This window comes from Mesorhizobium sp. M1C.F.Ca.ET.210.01.1.1 (assembly GCF_004791585.1).
Classification (GTDB): domain Bacteria; phylum Pseudomonadota; class Alphaproteobacteria; order Rhizobiales; family Rhizobiaceae; genus Mesorhizobium.
The window spans coordinates 254,965-273,794 of sequence record NZ_SRUU01000001.1; the positions used below are offsets into that span (position 1 = coordinate 254,965).

Below are 18,830 nucleotides of genomic sequence, written 5' to 3' on the forward strand. Positions count from 1 at the left end.
TCCAGCGCTCATCTCGAGTTGTCTGTGGCGGGGTGAAGAAAATGGCAGCACGATCCGTCATCGCGCTTGTGTCCGTTGCCGAAGTGGTGGCCGGCGACCTTGCCGACCATCTCGAGCGGCGTGGGCACGACGTTCGCCAGGCGCGACAGCCGTGGGAGGCCGAGTCGCTGCTTTCGGCAGGGGGCATCGATGTCGTGGTCGTCGGTGACGACGTGACCCAGGCCGAGGGGCGCGAGTTGCTGAGGCGCTTCGGCGGCGAGGGTGGCTGCGACTTCATCCTGATCTGCCGGCCCGCCGATCTCGTCGACAAGGTGCTGGCGCTGGAGCTCGGCGCTGCCGACGTGATCGAAAGCCCGCTCAACGTGCGCGAGCTGGCGGCGCGTATCGGCGGCCTGCTGACGCGGCGCGGCCGCAACACCCAGGAACTGATCGTGCTGGAGAACGCCACCGTCGACTTGAGGTCAGCCATGGTCATGCATCGCTCCGGCGCCGAGGATCAGCTCTCGCCGGGGCAGGTGGCGCTGCTCAGGCTGTTTCTGGCGAGCCCGCGAAAGGTGCTGACGCGCGACGACATCATCGCCGCCGCGCCCGCCGAGAATGCCGACGCCTTCGACCGCTCGATCGATTCGCGCATCGTCAGGCTGCGCCGCAAGCTCGATACGGAGACCATCATCACCATCAGGGGTGCCGGCTACCGCTTCGATCCGCCGACGCCGCGCACCGACTGAACCGAGGGTGGCCAGGGTTCGTCCTTGATCCTGCATCGGCTTCCGCCAAAACCGCTTCGCACTTTCGGGTCGGATGCTCGCGCCTATCGCACCACCAGCACCGAGGGACCCGAAGGCAGGTCCGCGCTGGCGGTGATTTCGACATGGGCGCGCTCCTTGAGCAGCACCGTTGCGAGCGCGACAAAGCCGAGCAGCCCTTGCGCGTAGAGCAGTGCGGAAAGCACGGAAGCTGCGAATCTGGTGTTCATGTCATTACCCCCAAAATCGATAAGCATTAGTGCTTCAGGAAACTCCCGAAGCGCCCGCGCCGCTGACGGAGCCCCCCGCTGCGGCGCGGGCCTTCGGTCCTCTCGGCAGCAAGTAGCCGGAGGGGCCGCGCGTCCTCATCAACCGAAGGCCGACCCGCCAGAGGGCCTTTCAGCCGGTGGACGCGCAGGCTGGAGACAATCCAGACCGTGGCGATGAACAGTGCAGCGTGCAGTGTCGAAACCTCGCTGGAATTCATGGCGCCAAGCGTCGTCACGGGGTTGCCGGCAAGAGGGCCGGCGCCGCCGACGATGACTGCCGGGACGCTTAATCCCGAGAAGCCAGGTGCGTGGTTTCGATTTCCTGCCCATTTTCGTTTGCTGGTGTCTGTTCCCGTTTGCGTCAACATTGCCGACGGCCTGTATCCGCATCATGCCGCGTGAGCCGCGCTTTGTTGCAATTCGGTTTCGACATTGGCGAAATCATTTTCGTATCAAAGTCATATGCGCTTTCGCTTGCCGGTTCTTTCCCGGTTTTCGTTAACCACGCCCGGTCCAAGGTCGGGATTTCCGCGGCCTGTGCCGTTAACTTTGGGAAACAGATTCGAAACAATAACGAGTATCAAGCGAAATAGGCTTGAAACAGGTGCCTACGATAAGACGGGCCATCGAAATTGAAGCCGGCCGGACCGGACAAAGAGAGGGATCGTCATGCATACCGCCATTTCAGCCAAGCTCATCAACGTCACCGCCGCCGCGCTCACCGGCGCGGCGCTGTTTTTCGGCAGCAATGCTGCCCACGCCAACCAGATCGTCGCCCGGGTTTCGCTGTCACAGCAGGTCATGGAAGTCACGGTCGATGGCCGTCCGACCTATGTCTGGAAGGTGTCGACAGGTGACAGGAGGCACATCACGCCGACGGGATCGTTCAAGCCGACCCGCATGCATGAGATGTGGTATTCGAAGAAGTACGACAATGCGCCGATGCCGCATTCGGTGTTCTTCAGCGGCGGCTATGCGGTGCATGCGACCTACGCCATCAACCGCCTCGGCCGGCCTGCCTCGCATGGCTGCGTGCGCTTGCACCCCGATGCCGCGGCCGACTTCTACCAGCTTGTCGAGGTTTTTGGCCCCGCCAATACCAGCATCGTCATCGTCAAGTAGCAGGCTGTGAACGGGCTGGCGGACTGCCGTGTCCCGTTCAAGACTCCCGCCGGAAAACCTCCCGCGGTACCGAGCACAGCCAAAAAAAGAGGCCGGAGTTTTCCGGCCTCTTTTCGCTTTCTCAGGTCGGCAGCGCCGGCATCAACTTCGGATCGGGCTTCTCGGCGAGATGCGGCAGGTCCTTGCTGGCGATGAAGGTGTAGAACATGGGCACGACGAACAGCGTGAACATGGTGCCGACGAGGATGCCGGTGAAGATCACCAGACCCATCGAGTAACGGGCCGCGGCGCCGGCGCCGCTGGAAATGATCAGCGGCACGACGCCGAGCGCCATCGCCGCCGTCGTCATCAGGATCGGCCGCAAGCGCACCTTGGCCGAGGCGATGATCGCGTCGCGCCGCCGCATGCCATGGATCTCGCGCTGCTGGTTGGCGAACTCAACCAGCAGGATACCGTGCTTGGTGATGAGGCCGATCAGCGTGATCAGTCCGACCTGTGTGTAGATGTTGAGCGTGCCGAGGCCGATGTTGAGCGGCACGATGGCGCCGAAGATCGAGAGCGGCACCGCCATCATGATGATCAGCGGGTCGCGGAAGCTCTCGAACTGCGCGGCCAGCACCAGGTAGATGACGATCACGGCGGCCGCGAAGGCGATCAGGATGGTGTTGCCCTGCTCCTTTTCCTGCCGCGACTGGCCGGAATAATCGACGAAGAAGGTGTCGGGCAGCGTTTCCTTGGCGAGGTCTTCCAGCACTTTCAGTCCGTCGCCGGTAGTCACGCCGGGCAGGGGCAGGGCCGAGATCGTGGCCGAGTTCAGCTGGTTGAACTGCTCGATCGCCGCCGGCGAGGCGTTGGTCGAGATGTTCACCACCGCCGACAGCGGCACCATCTTGCCGTCGACGCTGCGTACGAAATACTCACCGAGCTTGGCCGGATTGTCGCGGAATTCCTGCGGCACCTGAGGGATGATGTCATAGCTGTTGGAGTCGCGGTCGAACTGCGCCACTTCGGCGCCGCCCACCAGCAGTGTCAGCGTGTTGCCAATATCGGCAATCGGCAGGTTCAGCGCCGCCGCCCGCTCGCGGTCGATGGTGACGGTCACCTGCGGAGCGTCGTAGGACATCGAGTTCTGCACGACGATGAAGCGGCCGGAAGCCTGCGCCTTGTTCTTGATCTTCTCGGCCTGGTCGAAGACCTCGGACGGATCACCGGTCGAGCGCACCACCATGGAGATCGGCAACCCGCCACCGGAGCCGGGCAGCGTGGGCGGCGCGAAGATGAACGCGTCGACGCCCGCCACCTTGGAGAGGCGGCCCTGGATGTCGGCTTGGAGCTCCTTCGAGCTGCGCTGGCGTTCGGCCCAGTCCTTGAAGGCGAAGCCGACAAAAGCGCTGTTGGTGGCGCCGCCGAAGGCGACCGCCGAGAACTGCGCCCGCGTTTCCGGGATGTCCCTGACGAGACCGAGGATCTGGTTGACGTAGGTCTCGGTATAGTCCGAGGTGGCGTAGCGCGGCGCGGTGACGATCGAGAGCAGGAAGCCCTGGTCTTCTTCCGGCGCCAGCTCGCTGGAGGTCTTGGTGAACATGAAGCCGGTAAGCGCGACCAGCGCGGCGACGATGATCAGCGTCACCGGCCGGTTCCTGAGCGAAGCGGTGACCGCCCGCTCGTATACGCGCTCGACGCGGCTGAAGGTTCCGTCGACGATGCGCTGGAAGCGGCCGTGCGCGCCGGGCTTCAGCAACCGCGCAGACATCATCGGCGTGATGGTCACCGCGATCAGGCCGGACAGCACCACAGAGCCCGCCAAGGTCACCGCGAATTCGCGGAACAGCGCGCCGGTGAGGCCGCCGGTGAAGGCAAGCGGGGCGAACACGGCGGCCAGCGTGATGGTCATGGCGACGATGGCCGAGAAGATCTCGCGCATGCCGTTGAAGGCCGCCTGCATCGGCGACATGTGGTCCTCTTCCATGTGGCGGTGGATGTTCTCCACCACCACGATGGCGTCGTCGACGACGAGGCCGATGGCCAGCACCATGGCGAGCAGCGACAGGAGATTGATCGAGTAGCCGACCGAAAACAGGATGAAGCAGACGCCGATCAGCGACAGCGGGATGGTGACGATCGGCATCATCACCGAGCGGAACGAACCAAGGAACAGAAGGATGACCACGATGACGATGGCAACCGCCTCGCCGATGGTCTTGAACACTTCTTCGATCGAGGCGCTGATCTGCTCGGTGGAATCGTAGACGACCTCGATCGTCATGCCTTTCGGCAGCGTCTCCTGAATCACCGGCACGAGCTTGGTGACTGCCGCCGCCGTCGTCAGCGGGTTGGCCGCCGGCGTCGGGAAGATGGCGAGGAAGGTGCCAGGCTTGCCGTTGAAACTCACCCTGGTGTCGGTGCTCGCGGCGCCGAGCTCGACGCGCGCCACGTCGCGCAGGCGCACCACCTGCCCATCCGTCGAGCGGATCGGCAGCTGGGAGAAGGCCTCCGGCGTCTGCAAGGTCGAGTGAACGGTGATGGACGAGACGACATACTCGTTCTGGGTGTTGCCGGGCGCGGACAGGAAGTTGGAGTTGTTGATCGCGGTCAGCACGTCGGCGGCCGTGGCGCCGCGGGCGGCAAGCCTGATCGGGTCGATCCAGACGCGCATCGAATATTCCTCGGCGCCGAAGATCTGCACGTCGGCGACGCCTTCCACCGTCGAAATGCGGGGCCGAACGACGCGCTCGATGTACTCGGTGAGCTGCTCCTTGGTCATGTTCGGATTCTGCATCGAGATGTACATCATCGCGAACTGCTGGCCGGTGCCCTTGATGATCACCGGGTCCTTGGAGGCGTCCGGCAGCGTGCCGCGCACGCCCTGAACCTTGGACAGCACCTCGGTCAGCGCAACATCGGGATTGGAGCCGAGCTTCATCTGCACGGTCACGGTGCTCGAAGAGGGGCGGCTCGACGAGGTCACATAGTCGATGTTCTCGGTCGAGGCGACGGCGCGCGCGATCGGCGCGGAGATGAAGCCCTGGATCAGGTCGGCGCTGGCGCCGGGATAAGCCGTGGTGATGGTGATCGCCGTCTCGTCAACCTTCGGATACTGGCGGATCGACAGGTTGAAGATGGCCTGGAAACCCAGGAGCAGGATCATGCAGGCCAGCACCGTCGAGAGCACGGGCCGGCGAATGAAGATATCGGAAAAGCTCATTGCTGAACCTGCTTGTTCGCCGATTTGCTCGGATCGATCGTGTTGTCGACGGCCACCGACATGCCGTTGAAGAGCCGGTTCTGGCCGGCCGTGACCACCTGGTCGCCGGACTTCAGGCCTTCGACGATCTCGACCATGCCGTTGTTGCGGCGGCCGAGCTTGACGAACACCTGAGACAGAACGAGCGCAGGCTGCTGCCCAGCCTCGGCCGGCTTCTGGGTGTTGTCAGCAGGCTTTGCGTCGGCAGGTTTTGCCGTCTCGGACGCCGGCTTGGCTGCATCGGCCTGCGGCTTGGCGGCATCGCCGGCAGGCTTCTCGGCGCCGGCTTTCTGGTCTTCCGGTTTGGCCGGCGCGGCAGTGTCGGCATCGGCGGGCTTGGCCGGCACGACCACGAAGACAAAGTCGCCGTAGAGGCTTGACGTCACCGCCGTCTGCGGCACGGAGATGACGTTGCTTTCTTCCGGCAGCTCGACGCGGATCTGCACGAACTGGCCGGGAGTGAGCTTGCCCTCCGGGTTGGCGACCTCGCCGCGGATCGACACCAGCCGGCTTGCCGGGTCGATCTTGGGGTCGATGCCGCGGATTGAGCCGGCAAAGGGCATGTCCACGCCGCTCGTGCCGATCCGCACCGTCTGGCCGATCTTGAGCGACGGCAGCTGCTGTTCGGGAACGGTGAAGTCGACCCGCATCGTGTCCAGATCCTGGATCGTCACAACCGAATTGCCGGGCGCCAGATATTGGCCGATGTCGATCTTCGGAATGCCGACCGTACCGGTGAAGGGCGCCGCGAGCTGCTTCTGATCGAGCACGGCCTGCAGCTTGTTGACCTGCGCGGCCGAAGCGGTTGCCGCGGCGCGCGCCGCGTCGAGCGTCGCGTCGGTGCCGACGCCGCGCCGCTGCAATTCGAGCGCGCGGGTCAGCGCCGCCTGGTCGGACGCGGCCTGCGCCTTCTGCGCCACCAGATCGGCCTTCTCGACGGCATCGTCGAGCTGCAGGAGCACGGCGTCGGCCGCAACCTTCTGGTTGGCGTGGAAGAGGATGTCCTTGACGATGCCGGCTGTCTCGACGGTCAGGTCGACGCCGCGCACGGCGTTGACTGTGCCGATCGCCTCGACGCCGGGCGTCCAGTTCGCCGGTTTCGCGACGACGGTCGACACCGTCGCGGCCGGCGGCTTCATGGTGGCGAAGAACTGCTTGATCGCACTGTCGCGAAACAGGTTGAAACCGACAAGGCCAGCGCACACCACAGCGAGCAGCAGCAGAATTCCGGTGATGATGAAGAAGCGCTTCACGGACAGATCCCTCGAGCCGGCTACCGGCAAAACATCGATGCCGGGACACATACCGACGATGGGTCCCGATTTCAAATTTCGGGCGCTTTACTGTACCGTCTGGACGGTCTTGTCAATTCCGCATAAGCTAATGTAAGGGGAGGCGTGATGAAGGCTCGCAGGGCAAATTCGCGCGACAGGATATTGGCGGCAGCCGCCGACGTGGCGCGCGAGACGGGGCCGGGAAGCCTGTCGCTCGACGCCGTTGCCAGCCGCGCCGGCGTCTCCAAGGGTGGCCTGCTTTACAATTTCCCGACCAAGGCCAAGCTGATGCAGGGGCTGGTCGAAAATTACCTCACTGCCTTCGAGCAGGCGCTCGAGGAACGCACGGCCGAGGCCGGCGACGAAAGCGTGCTCGCGGCCTACATCCGGCTTTCGGCCGACGATTGCGAGAAGCCGAAACCTTCGGCCACCTGGATGTTCTCCGCGATTGCCGAGGATCCGGAGTTCCTGACGCCGATAAAGGCGTTCAAGCGGCAGCTCTTCGAGCGGCTGAAAGGGGAAACGGACGATCTCGGCTCGCTGCTGGTCTGCTTCCTCGCCATCGAGGGCCTGCGCAGCATGAATCTCTTCGATTCCGACGTTCTCTCTCCGGAGGAGCGCAAGCTCCTGGTTTCCTCGCTCCTCAAGATAGCCGGATAGGCGTCACACCAGCTTCATCCTACGGACATAGCGTCCTTCCCGGTTCCTTGCTGCAATGCAAATGGAGTGGGACATTGGTGGACGTTGTATCCAGCGAAGCGGGGATTCCGAGACCGGACCACCCGCTAGAACAATCGAGCGGCGCGAAGTGGTTCCTGCCGGCCTTCGGCGTGCTGGTGCTGGCCGGCCTGATCTATGTCGGCTACGCGCTGAGCCAGGATCTGGCGATCGCCAGGACGGTGCCGTGGATCCTGCTCGGCATCGCGCTGCTGATCGCGCTGGGCTTCGAGTTCGTCAACGGCTTCCACGACACCGCAAATGCGGTCGCCACCGTCATCTACACCCGTTCCCTGCCGGCCGAGTTCGCCGTCATGTGGTCTGGCGTCTTCAACTTCCTCGGCGTGCTCACCTCTAGCGGCGCGGTGGCGTTCGGCATCCTGTCGCTGCTGCCGGTCGAGCTCATCCTGCAGGTCGGCTCGTCGTCGGGCTTCGCCATGGTGTTCGCGCTGCTGGTGGCGGCGATCCTGTGGAACCTGGGCACCTGGTTCCTCGGCCTGCCGGCGTCCAGCTCGCACACGATGGTCGGCTCGATCATCGGCGTCGGCCTTGCCAACCAGTTCATGGCCCCGGCCGGAAGCGCCACCAGCGGCGTCGAATGGGGGCAGGCGAGCAATGTAGGCTTGTCGCTGCTTATCTCGCCGCTCGTCGGCTTCTTCGCCGCCGCCATCCTGCTCTATGCGATGAAGTTTCTGGTGCGCAATCCGGCGCTCTACGAGGCGCCGAAGGGCAACACGCCGCCGCCATGGTGGATCCGCGCGCTGCTCATCTTCACCTGCACGGGCGTCAGCTTCGCGCATGGCTCCAATGACGGCCAGAAGGGCATGGGCCTGATCATGCTGATCCTGATCGGCGTGGTGCCGACCGCCTACGCGCTCAACCGGACGCCCGACATCAACTATCTCGACGCCTACAAGTCGGCTTCGGTCGCCGTCGAGCAGGCGCTGGGCAACTACGCCAAGCCGGGCGTCACCGTCGCCGACGCCAAGGCCGCGGTTCAGGAGGCTGTGCGCAGAAAGACCTGGAACGACCAGACGACCGTGGCGCTGCAGACCTACATCCACAACACGACCGCCGGCTTGCAACCCTACGCTACTGTCGACAAGGTTCCGACCGACCTGGTCAGCAACGCCCGCAACGACATCTACCTGATCGGCGAAGCGCTGAAGCTGATCGACAAGAAGAAGCTGCTGCCGATGCAGGAGGCCGACCTTAAGGCGGTGACGGACTACCACAAGGCGGTCGACAACGCGACCAAGTTCATCCCGCTATGGGTGAAGATCGCCGTGGCGCTGGCGCTCGGCCTCGGCACCATGGTCGGCTGGAAGCGCATCGTCGTGACCGTCGGCGAGAAGATCGGCAAGAGCCACCTGACCTATGGCCAGGGCGCCGCCGCCGAGCTGGTGGCGATGGTCACCATCGGCATGGCCGACCGTCTCGGCCTGCCGGTGTCGACCACCCACGTCCTGTCGTCCGGCGTTGCCGGCACGATGGCGGCGAACGGCTCCGGCCTGCAGTGGGCGACCGTGCGCAACCTTTTGCTCGCCTGGGTGCTGACGCTGCCCTGCTCGATCGCGCTGTCTTTCGTGCTGTTCGTGATCTTCCGCCAGGTGTTCTGAGCGGAGCGCAGAGACCTCCAAACAGGGCAGCGCCGGTCGCCGGCGCTGCCCTTTTTCCTTGAGCAAGGGGCAAGTCTCAAGAGGGTATGTTCGGGGGGCATGCTTAGGAGATTGGCCGAAACGCCGATCGCATCGTCATCCTTGGGTCTTCGCTCCGCTTCGCGTCGCCCCGCCCAAGGATGACGACGTACGGCCGTGGCATTGTCATGCTGCGGCGCACAAACTATGTGCCTTCGCAGTTCCTCTCACCTGTCGCGAGATTTCCCATGGGTTCCTTGTCTTCGAAGAATGCGCTTGTCACCGGCTCGACCAGCGGCATTGGCCTGGCAATCGCCCGCGCCTTTGCCGCCGAAGGCGCCAACGTCACCATCAACGGCCTGGGCGATGCCGCGGCGATCGAACGGGAACGTGCCGGCATCGAGAAGGATTTCGGCGTCAAATGCCGCTACTCGGGCGCCAACATGATGGACGGCGCCGTGGTCGCCGCCATGGTGCGCGAGGCCGAAGAAGCGTTCGGCAGCCTCGACATCCTGGTCAACAATGCCGGCATCCAGCATGTCGCGCCGATCGACGAGTTTCCCGACGACAAGTGGGAGGCGATCATCCGCATCAACCTGCTTGCCGCCTTCTATGCCATCAAGGCGGCGCTGCCCGGCATGAAGAGCCGCAAATGGGGCCGGATCATCAACACGGCCTCGGCACATGCGCTGGTCGCCTCGCCGTTCAAGTCGGCCTATGTCTCGGCCAAGCACGGTATCGCCGGCCTGACCAAGACAGTGGCGCTGGAAGTCGCGCAGGAGGGCATCACCGTCAACGCGATCGCGCCCGGCTATGTCTGGACGCCGCTGGTCGAGAAGCAGATCCCCGACACGATGAAGGCGCGCGGCATGACCGAGGATCAGGTCAAGCACGACGTGCTTTTGGCCGCGCAGCCGACCAAGGAGTTCGTCACCGTCGAGGGGCTCGCGGCACTGACACTGTTCCTGTGCTCGGACGCCGCCAAGCAGATGACCGGCACGACCCTGCCGATGGACGGCGGCTGGACGGCGCAGTAAGGCGCAAAGCTGTTCTCAAAGGGAAGGCGTGGCGGAGTCCTCGTCTTCCTTGACAATTGGCTGAGGCCGTTCCAGCATCCTGGCAAGGGGTTCCCCGCGACGACCCCGTGAGGCGTCAGCCCAACGATCGCGTCCAAACTCTCTTCGTTCAGGAGGTGGACGCCATGCCATCAACGACCGCAATCACCGTTCCACAGCTTTCCCGTCTCGTCGGTCTGCCGGACGCGCCTGTTCTCATCGATGTTCGCATCGACGACGACTATCAAGCCGATCCGCGCCTGCTGCCGGCTTCTCACAGGCGCGATTTCAGAACCGTCTCGACCTGGGCGACCGAGTTCTCCGGGGCAAAGGTCGTCGTCATCTGCCAGAGAGGGCAGAAGCTTTCGCAAGGCGTCGCCGCATGGCTTCGCCACGAAGGCATTCCGGCGGAGTCGCTCGAAGGCGGCTTCGAGGCCTGGGCCGCCGCCAAGGCGCCATTGGTCGCGGCCAGCGCGATCCCGCCGCGCGACGAGAACGGTCGCACCGTCTGGGTCACCCGTTCCCGGCCGAAAGTCGACCGCATCGCCTGCCCCTGGCTGATCCGCCGCTTCGTCGATCCCAGGGCGGTGTTCCTGTTCGTGGACCCGGCCGAGGTGCCTCTGGTGGCCGATCGCTTCGCAGCAATACCCTTCGACATCGAAGGCGTGTTCTGGAGCCACCGCGGCGATCGCTGCACCTTCGACACGATGATCGAGGAATTCGGCCTGCGTATCGAAGCGCTCGATCGCCTGGCGCTGATCGTGCGCGGGGCGGACACGGCGCGCCTCGACCTCGTTCCGCAGGCGGCCGGGTTCCTCGCCGCTTCGCTCGGCCTGTCGCGCATGTTCCGCGATGACCTCGAGCAGCTCGAGGCCGGCATGCTCCTCTATGACGCCTTCTTCCGCTGGTGCCGCGACGCCACCGACGAGACTCACAACTGGCCGGTCGGAGGCAAGGTGCAATGACTGTCGTTGCCAAAGATGGCGCCGCGCGGCCGGCCGAGGTTCCGGCTGCGCCGAGTTTCGGTGAAGCGACGCGGCTCTGGGCAAAAATCGGCCTGCTCTCCTTCGGCGGGCCGGCCGGGCAGATCGCGCTGATGCATAAGGAACTGGTCGAGGAGCGCCGCTGGATCGGTGAGGAGCGTTTTCTCCACGCGCTCAACTACTGCATGCTTCTGCCGGGTCCGGAGGCGCAGCAGCTTGCCGTCTATGTCGGCTGGCTGCTGCACCGGACCGCGGGCGGCCTCGTCGCCGGAACATTGTTCGTGCTGCCGGGCGCGCTGGTCATGCTGGGGTTGAGCAGCTTCTACATGCTCTACAATGACGCGCCGGTTATCGAGGCGCTGTTCTTCGGCGTCAAGGCGGCGGTGCTTGCCGTCGTCGTCGAGGCGGTGATCCGCATCGGCAAGCGGGCGCTGAAGAACCAGGCCATGGTGGCGATCGCGGTGGCGGCCTTCCTTGCCATCTATGTCGCCAGGCTGCCGTTCCCCCTGATCGTGCTTGCAGCAGGCCTGGTCGGCTGGATCGGAAACCGCTTTGCACCCGGACTGTTTTCGGGCTCCGCCCACGGCAAGGGCAGCGCCACCGCCGACAGAAGCGGCGTCGTCGATTTGATGTTCGAGCGTGGCGAGCTCGGTCACACCGTGCCGACCAGGTGGCATGCGGCCCGCACCATCGCGATCTGGCTGCCGCTCTGGCTCGGACCGGTGGCGCTGATCGCCGCGCTGGCAGGGCCGGGGAGCGTGTGGACGCAGATAGGCGGCTTCTTCAGCCTGATGGCGGTCGTCACCTTCGGTGGCGCCTATGCGGTTCTGGCCTATGTCGCGCAGGCGGCAGTGACCTCGTTCGGCTGGCTTTCGCCCGGTGAAATGGTCGACGGGCTCGGGCTCGCCGAGACCACACCCGGACCGCTGATCCTGGTGCTGCAGTTCGTCGGCTTCGCCGCCGCCTATCGCCACGCCGGTGCGATCAGCCCATTGCTTGCCGGCTCGCTCGGGTCGGCGCTGACGCTCTGGGCCACCTTCGTGCCCTGCTTCTTCTGGATATTCCTCGGGGCGCCCTACATCGAGCAGTTGCGGCAGAACAAGGCGTTGTCGGCGGCGCTTGGCGCGATCACAGGGGCGATCGTTGGAGTGGTGATGAACCTTGCGCTGTGGTTTGCGCTGCATGTCGTCTTCGGCAAGGTCCAGAGCGTCGGCTGGGGCGTGGAGGTTCCGGTCTTCTCCTCGCTCGACTGGCGCGCAGCGCTGCTGTCGGCGGCGGCGATGGTGGCCATGCTGCGGCTGAAAGCCGGCATGCTGCCGACGCTCGCGGGATCGGCTTTGGCGGGACTGGCTCTGCAAGCATTGTGAAATCTTTCCGGCCGCATCCAAGCGTGATCGGCAGCTCTGTTTACAGCTAACATGTTAGTATGATACGGCTGCGCTCAGATTGATGAATTGGAGACTTTGCAGTGGCGTCGCGCTTTGGTCTGTCGGTTGCCCTTACAACCCCTTTCGACGCCGCCGGACGGATTGCCGTCCCGCTGATGACAGCCCATGCCAAGGCTTGTCTCGAAGCCGGTTGCAGCAGCGTGACGCTGTTCGGCACCACTGGTGAAGGCGCTTCGGTCGGCACTGCGGAGCGGCAGGCGGTCATCGATGCCATGCTTGCTGCAGGCATCCAGGCCGATCAGCTCGTCGCCGGCGTGCTGGTCGATGCGGCGCAGGACGCCGCAGAGCAGTGTCGCCAGGCCCTGCAGCGGGGTGCCCGCAACATCCTTCTCGCGCCGCCGAGCTATTTCAAGAATGTCGGCGACGACGGGCTGTTTGGCTGGTTTGCCGCCGTGTTCACGGCGCTCGGTCCGCTCGCTCGCGGCATGCTGCTCTACAACATCCCATCGGTCACGACAGTGCAGCTGTCGCTCGACCTGATCGGCCGCCTGCGCAAGGCGTATCCGGACGTGATCGCCGGGGTCAAGGATTCCGGCGGCGACTGGGCCTACAGCGAAGCGCTGCTCAAGGCGCATGGCGACCTGATCATCCTGATCGGTGACGAACGGCATCTGGCGCCGGCGGTGAGGATCGGCGGCCAGGGCGCGATTTCCGGCATGGCCAATTTCGCGGCCGGCGAGCTTCGCGCCATCATCGAGAACGGGCGCGACGATTCCCGTGTGGAGAGCTTCGTCCTCGAATTACTCGGGCATCCGGTCATTCCGGCAGTGAAGGCCATGGTGGCGCGGCAGACCGGGGACGAACGCTGGCTCACGGTTCGGCCGCCGCTCGAGCCGGTGGCCCCTCAGGAGCGGCAGCAGCTTGGCGCCGCTTACGACAGGCTGTTTTCGACACAAGCGGCATGAACGGCGGAGGGCGCTGATCGGCATGGACGACACGAGCGAACCGGCAACCCTGAGGGAAAAGGCCTATGCCAGCTTCACGCGGCATCTCTTGGCTCGCGACCTGAGGCCGGGCCAGTTCGTGTCGCAGCGCGAGCTGGTCGCCTTCACCGGGCTGCCGCTTGGCGCGATCCGCGAGATCGTGCCGCGGCTCGAGGCGGAAGGGCTGCTGACCACGATTCCGCAGCGCGGCATGCAGATCGCGCATATCGACATCAGCCTGATCCGGGAGGCCTTTCAGTTCCGCCTGTTCATGGAGCGCGAGGCGGTCGCGCTGTTTGCCGTCAACGCCTCCGACGCCGAGATCGCCCGCCTGCGGCGCGAGCACGAGGACATGCTCGCCCAGGCGCTGGCGCAGACGCCGACGCCGGAAATGGAAGCCCAGGCCCAGAGCATCGACTGGGCCATGCATGACACCTTTATCAGTGCGCTGGGCAACGAGATCATCGCCAAGGCCTATCTGGTGAATTCGGTAAAGATCCGGCTCATCCACCAGGAGCGGTTCCGCATCGACGGACGCGTCGTGCCGGTCATGCGCGAGCATCTCGCGGTGATCGATGCGCTGGAGAAACGCGATCCGCAGAAGGCGGTCGAGGCGATCAGCCAGCATATCGACAATGCGCGCCGGCTGGCGCTCCAAATCTGAGGAAGCAGGACCGCGCCGCAATCGTGGCGGCGCAATCGACAACGACAGCAACCGGGAGGAAGAAATGTCGTCCAATCCGTTCAGCCCAACCAGGCGGCAACTGCTCCAGGGCACCGCCGCGCTTGCCGCCGCCGGCCTTGCCGGTCTTCGGCCGAGCTTCGCCGCGGGCGTCGACTGGAAGCGCTTTGCTGGCACGACGCTCGACGTCAATCTGGTCAAGAGCCCGCGCAGCGACACCATCCTGAAGAATCTCGCCGAATTCGAGGAACTGACCGGCATCAAGGTCAATGCGGAGGCGACCCCCGAGCAGCAGCAGCGCCAGAAGACGGTGATCGAGCTCAGCTCCGGCAAGCCGAGCTTCGACGTCGTGCATCTGAGCTACCACGTGCAGAAGCGGCAGTTCGAGAAGGGCGGCTGGCTGGCCGACATTTCCGGCTACCTTGCCGATCCGGGCCTTACCGATCCGGGGCTCGTCGAAAGCGACTTTGCCGAGGCCGGCATGCAGTTCGCCAAGGACGGCCAGGGCGTGCTGCGCTCGCTGCCGTTCTCGGTCGATTATTGGATCCTCTACTGGAACAAGGAGCTGTTCGACGCCAAGGGGTTGAAATATCCCGAGAGCTTCGAACAGCTCGTGGCCGCCGCCGAAGCGCTGACGGACCCGTCGAGCAACACATTCGGTTTCGTCGCCCGCGGCCTGAAGAACGCCAATACGCCGGTCTGGACGTCGCTGATGCTCGGCTATGACATGACGCCGCTCGGCAGCGACGGCAAGCTGCGCACCACTTCGCCGGAAGCAATCGAGGCCGCCAGCCTCTACCAGCGGCTGATGACGAAGGCCGCGCCTCCCGGCGTCACCGGCTTCAACTGGGCCGAGGCGCAGTCCGCTTTCCTGCAGGGCAAGATCGGCATGTGGTTCGACGGCGTGGGTTTCGCGCCGCCGATGGAAAATCCGGAAAAGTCGCGGGTGGTCGGCAAGGTCGGCTACGGCGTCATGCCGAAAGGGCCCAAGGCGCATGCCGCGGGCACGTTCGGCGACGGCATCGGCGTGACCGCCGCCAGCACGAAGAAGGAAGCGGCCTATCTGTTCTGCCAGTGGGCGGTGTCTCCGGCCATGGGCGCACGCCTGCTGCAGGCCGGCGCCGGCGTGCCGTTCCGCAAGTCGGTGCTGGAGGATCCCAAGGTGCGCCAGGGCGTCACCATGCCGCCGAGCTGGCTGGACGCCGTTGTCGGTTCCGGCAACATGAGCCGGCTGGCGCTGCCGGTCATCATCCCGGTCACCGAGTTCCGCGACATCTATGGCGTCGCGCTGACCAACATGATTGCCGGCGCCGATCCCGCCGACGAGCTGAAGAAGGCGACCGAGCAGTTCCAGCCGGTCCTCGACAGGAGCGAGCAAGGCTGATGTCCGCCATCGCCCCGGAACGCGCTGGGGTGACGACGCAAGCCATCGAAGGGAGCCAGCCGGTGCGGCTGGCTCCCAACTACTGGCCTTTCGTCGTCCCGGCGCTTGTCGTCGTCGGCGCCGTGATCGTCTTTCCATGGGCCTTCACGCTGTGGATGAGCGTCAACAGCTGGACGCTCGGCCAGTCGCGCAGCTTTGCCGGCATGGAGAATTATCTGCGGCTGGCGAGCGACCCGCGCTTCTGGGAATCGCTCTGGCATACCTTGACCTACACCTTCCTGTCGGTGGTCGCGCCGATGTTCTTCGGCACCGTCGCCGCCTTGATCTTCGACGCCAGGTTTCCGTTGCGCGGCCTGCTGCGCGGACTTTTCGTGATGCCGATGATGGCCACACCGGTTGCCGTGGCCTTGGTCTGGACGATGATGTTCCATCCACAGCTCGGCGTGCTGAATTACCTTTTGTCGCTGGTCGGCATTCCGGCGCAGGAGTGGATATTCAACCCCAACACGGTCATTCCTTCGCTGGTCGCGGTCGAGACCTGGCAGTGGACGCCGCTGGTGATGCTGATCGTGCTGGGCGGGCTGGCATCCGTGCCGCGCGAGCCGTTCGAGAGCGCCGAGATCGACGGCGCCAATGCCTGGCAGCAGTTCCGCTATCTGACCTTGCCGATGATCGCGCCGTTCCTGATGATCGCGGTCATCATCCGCACCATCGATGCGCTGAAGAGCTTCGACATCATCTACGCGATGACCCAGGGCGGGCCAGGCACGGCCTCGGAGACGATCAACATTTATCTCTACAATACCGCCTTCTCCTATTACGACATGGGCTATGGCTCGGCCATGGCCGTCGTCTTCTTCATCGTCATCGTCGCGCTGTCCTTCATCCTGTTGATGCTGCGCCAGCGCTCGCAATGGATCGACGCGGAGGGCAAATAGATGGGCTCGCGCCTGCTCAACAAGATAGGCCTGTTCTTCGGGGCGCTGGTCCTGGTCTCGCCGGCGATCCTGTTCTTCCTTTGGATGATCTCGCTGTCGCTGAAGTTCGAGATCGACAACGGCGCCTACCCGCCGATCCTCATCCCCGAGCGCTTCGCCTGGTCGAATTATGCGAAGGTGTTCGAGGAGAACAATTTCCTGCTCTATATGTGGAATTCGGTTCTGGTGACCGGCACGGCGACGCTGCTGGCGCTCTTGATCGGCGTGCCGGCCGGCTACGGCATCGCCCGGCTCAAGGCGGAGCGCTCGGCGATCGTCATCATGATCGCCCGCATGACGCCGGGGCTCTCCTATCTCATCCCGCTCTTCTTGTTGTTCCAGTGGCTGGGCATCCTCGGAACGCTGTGGCCGCAGATCATCATCCATCTCGTGGTGACGGTGCCGATCGTGGTCTGGGTGATGATCGGCTATTTCGAGACGACGCCGATGGAACTGGAGGAGGCGGCCAATATCGACGGCGCCTCGTCCTGGCAGGTGTTCCGGCTGGTGGCGCTGCCGATCGCGAAACCCGGCATCGTGGTCGCCTTCATCCTGTCCATCATCTTCTCGTGGAACAACTTCGTGTTCGGCGTGGTGCTCGCCAGCCGCGAGACCAGGACGCTGCCGGTCGCGGTCTACAACATGCTTTCCTACGAGCAGGTAAGCTGGGGGCCGCTCGCCGCCGCGGCGCTCGTGGTGACGCTGCCGGTTCTGGTCCTAACCATGTTCGCGCAACGGCAGATCGTCGCTGGGCTGACCGCCGGCGCGGTCAAGGGCGGCTGAGCGCCCGATCCGCCGTCACTTTTTGGAGACACGCAATGGCATCGGTAACCATCAACAACGTGCAGAAGGCCTTTGGCAACGCCAAGATCATCCACGACGTCAGCGTCGATATCGCCGATGGCGAGTTCGTCATCCTTGTGGGGCCATCGGGCTGCGGGAAGTCGACGCTGCTGCGCATGATCGCCGGTCTCGAAACGATCTCGGCCGGCAAGATCGCGATCGGCGAGCACACCGTGAACAATCTCAGGGCGCGCGACCGCAACATCGCCATGGTGTTCCAGAACTACGCACTCTATCCGCATATGACGGTGGCCGACAATATGGGCTTCGCGCTGAGGATCAAGAAAGCTGATCCGGCCGACACCGCGAGCCGGGTCAAGCGGGCGGCGAGCATACTCGGCCTCGAAAAGCTGCTCGACCGCTATCCGCGCCAGCTCTCCGGCGGCCAGCGCCAGCGCGTCGCCATGGGTCGCGCCATCGTGCGCGACCCGCAGGTCTTCCTGTTCGACGAGCCGCTCTCCAATCTCGACGCCAAGCTGCGCGTCCAGATGCGCGGCGAGATCAAGGCGCTGCACCAGCGGCTCGGCACCACCACCATCTATGTCACGCACGACCAGATCGAGGCCATGACCATGGCCGACAAGATCGTCGTGCTGCATGACGGGCTTGTCGAGCAGATCGGCGCGCCGCTCGATCTCTACGACCGCCCGGCCAATCTGTTCGTCGCCGGCTTCATCGGCTCGCCCGCCATGAACTTCATCCACGGCCACGTCGAGGAGGGCATCTTCCGAAGCGCCGGCGGGTTGACGCTGCCGCTGCCGGAGGGCATCCAGCCGGCCGAGGCTGCGGGAAGGGAACTGGTTTACGGCATTCGTCCCGAACACATCCGGGCGACCGGCCAGGGTCTGTCGGGCACCGTCACGCTGATGGAGGCGACCGGTTCGGAGATCTTCGCCACGGTCGACTGCGGCGGGGAGGTGATCTCCTGCCTGTTCCGCGAGCGGCTTGCGTTGAAGCAAGGCGAAGCCGTGCGGATCGAGATCGACCGTGCCTCGGCGCATCTGTTCGACGCCAGGACCGGCCAGCGCATCTGATCGCGGCTGTCCGGCGCCTGCGGCGGCCTTGGCGACAATCGATCACATTAGCGTGAACAAAAATAGCTGACCGCCGGGAATAAACGGTCGGATCCGCTGGTCTTCCGTGCATGGGCCAGATGCGCGGCACGGCAGGAGACCGGCATGAAGAGGCATGAAGACAAGAGCGCGGGGACCGGAGAGGGCGGCGGCACAAGGCGTTGGCGGCGCCAGGAGCGCATTGGCAGGGCAAGCGTGCTTTGGGCACTGCCGCTTCATCTCCAGCCATGACGGCGCCGACCATCGAGATCGACGACAATGACGGCGACATCCCGCTTCTCGTCGCGGCCTGCGATGCGCCGTTTCCTTCCGGGCCGCTTGACTCCGGTGACACCTATGCCTTCACCTCCAGCAAAGCAGGCGCCTTCGCCTGCAATCGCGATCTTCACCCGCACGAGCAGGGACGGACCGCCGCCGTCCGCTGAAGGCGGCCGCAAAGCCCTGGCGGGAGCG

At 64.7% G+C, this 18,830-nt stretch carries 18 protein-coding genes; 15 read left to right on the forward strand and 3 right to left on the reverse strand.

All coding sequences use genetic code 11. The features are described 5' to 3' along the window. The first annotated feature begins 41 nt into the window (after window positions 1–41). A complete protein-coding gene (locus EN853_RS01300; protein WP_127857468.1) occupies window positions 42–728 on the forward strand; it encodes a response regulator transcription factor in 687 nt (228 codons plus the stop codon). An 83-nt stretch (window positions 729–811) separates the two neighbouring features. Here EN853_RS01300 and EN853_RS33820 read toward each other — a convergent pair whose 3' ends face one another. Beyond that, entirely contained in the window at window positions 812–976 is a 165-nt protein-coding gene (locus tag EN853_RS33820; protein WP_167524340.1) for a hypothetical protein, read from the reverse strand. 207 nt (window positions 977–1,183) lie between these two features. On the opposite strand from EN853_RS33820, the gene EN853_RS33825 reads away from it, so the two are divergent. Together EN853_RS33825 and EN853_RS01310 are read left to right on the forward strand one after the other, a co-directional pair. Next, the gene (locus EN853_RS33825; RefSeq protein ID WP_168247741.1) at window positions 1,184–1,417 is read left to right on the forward strand and encodes a hypothetical protein; all 234 of its coding nucleotides are present in this window, start codon (window positions 1,184–1,186) and stop codon (window positions 1,415–1,417) included. Window positions 1,418–1,684: 267 nt separating this feature from the next. Next, window positions 1,685–2,137: a L,D-transpeptidase gene (locus EN853_RS01310; RefSeq protein WP_127857469.1), complete on the forward strand. Its 453-nt coding sequence runs from the start codon at window positions 1,685–1,687 to the stop codon at window positions 2,135–2,137. A gap of 121 nt (window positions 2,138–2,258) precedes the next feature. Here the strand turns inward: EN853_RS01310 and EN853_RS01315 are convergent, their stop codons facing one another. Then, window positions 2,259–5,342 carry an efflux RND transporter permease subunit gene (locus tag EN853_RS01315; protein ID WP_127857470.1) on the reverse strand — a complete coding sequence of 1,028 codons (3,084 nt, stop codon included), beginning with the start codon at window positions 5,340–5,342 and terminating at the stop codon, window positions 2,259–2,261. After that, window positions 5,339–6,634: an efflux RND transporter periplasmic adaptor subunit gene (locus EN853_RS01320; protein ID WP_245516787.1), complete on the reverse strand. Its 1,296-nt coding sequence runs from the start codon at window positions 6,632–6,634 to the stop codon at window positions 5,339–5,341. The genes EN853_RS01315 and EN853_RS01320 overlap by 4 nt, the downstream gene beginning before the upstream one ends. Window positions 6,635–6,781: 147 nt before the next feature. On the opposite strand from EN853_RS01320, the gene EN853_RS01325 reads away from it, so the two are divergent. From EN853_RS01325 to EN853_RS33830, 12 genes are all read left to right on the forward strand, one after another. Beyond that, entirely contained in the window at window positions 6,782–7,315 is a 534-nt protein-coding gene (locus EN853_RS01325; RefSeq protein ID WP_127857471.1) for a TetR/AcrR family transcriptional regulator, read from the forward strand. A 74-nt stretch (window positions 7,316–7,389) separates the two neighbouring features. Then, window positions 7,390–8,991 (forward strand): inorganic phosphate transporter, encoded by a 1,602-nt coding sequence (locus EN853_RS01330; RefSeq protein WP_127857472.1) that lies wholly within the window; start codon window positions 7,390–7,392, stop codon window positions 8,989–8,991. A gap of 266 nt (window positions 8,992–9,257) precedes the next feature. Further along, entirely contained in the window at window positions 9,258–10,046 is a 789-nt protein-coding gene (locus tag EN853_RS01335; protein ID WP_127857473.1) for a 3-hydroxybutyrate dehydrogenase, read from the forward strand. 164 nt (window positions 10,047–10,210) lie between these two features. Continuing rightward, complete coding sequence (locus EN853_RS01340) at window positions 10,211–11,029, forward strand: sulfurtransferase/chromate resistance protein (RefSeq protein WP_127857474.1); 819 nt, start codon at window positions 10,211–10,213, stop codon at window positions 11,027–11,029. Continuing rightward, the gene (gene chrA / locus EN853_RS01345) at window positions 11,026–12,414 is read left to right on the forward strand and encodes a chromate efflux transporter (RefSeq protein WP_127857475.1); all 1,389 of its coding nucleotides are present in this window, start codon (window positions 11,026–11,028) and stop codon (window positions 12,412–12,414) included. The genes EN853_RS01340 and chrA overlap by 4 nt, the downstream gene beginning before the upstream one ends. Before the next feature lie 101 nt (window positions 12,415–12,515). Continuing rightward, entirely contained in the window at window positions 12,516–13,400 is an 885-nt protein-coding gene (locus tag EN853_RS01350) for a dihydrodipicolinate synthase family protein (protein WP_127857476.1), read from the forward strand. A gap of 22 nt (window positions 13,401–13,422) precedes the next feature. Next, window positions 13,423–14,082: a GntR family transcriptional regulator gene (locus EN853_RS01355; protein WP_127857477.1), complete on the forward strand. Its 660-nt coding sequence runs from the start codon at window positions 13,423–13,425 to the stop codon at window positions 14,080–14,082. A gap of 64 nt (window positions 14,083–14,146) precedes the next feature. Continuing rightward, window positions 14,147–15,484 (forward strand): sugar ABC transporter substrate-binding protein, encoded by a 1,338-nt coding sequence (locus EN853_RS01360; protein WP_127857478.1) that lies wholly within the window; start codon window positions 14,147–14,149, stop codon window positions 15,482–15,484. Then, the gene (locus tag EN853_RS01365; protein WP_127857479.1) at window positions 15,484–16,422 is read left to right on the forward strand and encodes a sugar ABC transporter permease; all 939 of its coding nucleotides are present in this window, start codon (window positions 15,484–15,486) and stop codon (window positions 16,420–16,422) included. The genes EN853_RS01360 and EN853_RS01365 overlap by 1 nt, the downstream gene beginning before the upstream one ends. Next, window positions 16,423–17,244, forward strand: a complete 822-nt coding sequence (locus tag EN853_RS01370) for a carbohydrate ABC transporter permease (protein ID WP_127857480.1) — start codon at window positions 16,423–16,425, stop codon at window positions 17,242–17,244. It begins immediately after the preceding gene. Window positions 17,245–17,279: 35 nt separating this feature from the next. Then, on the forward strand, window positions 17,280–18,338 hold the full coding sequence (ugpC, locus tag EN853_RS01375; RefSeq protein WP_127857481.1) for a sn-glycerol-3-phosphate ABC transporter ATP-binding protein UgpC: 1,059 nt from the start codon (window positions 17,280–17,282) through the stop codon (window positions 18,336–18,338). Window positions 18,339–18,604: 266 nt separating this feature from the next. Further along, the gene (locus EN853_RS33830) at window positions 18,605–18,802 is read left to right on the forward strand and encodes a hypothetical protein (protein WP_150852108.1); all 198 of its coding nucleotides are present in this window, start codon (window positions 18,605–18,607) and stop codon (window positions 18,800–18,802) included. Window positions 18,803–18,830: the final 28 nt, after the last annotated feature.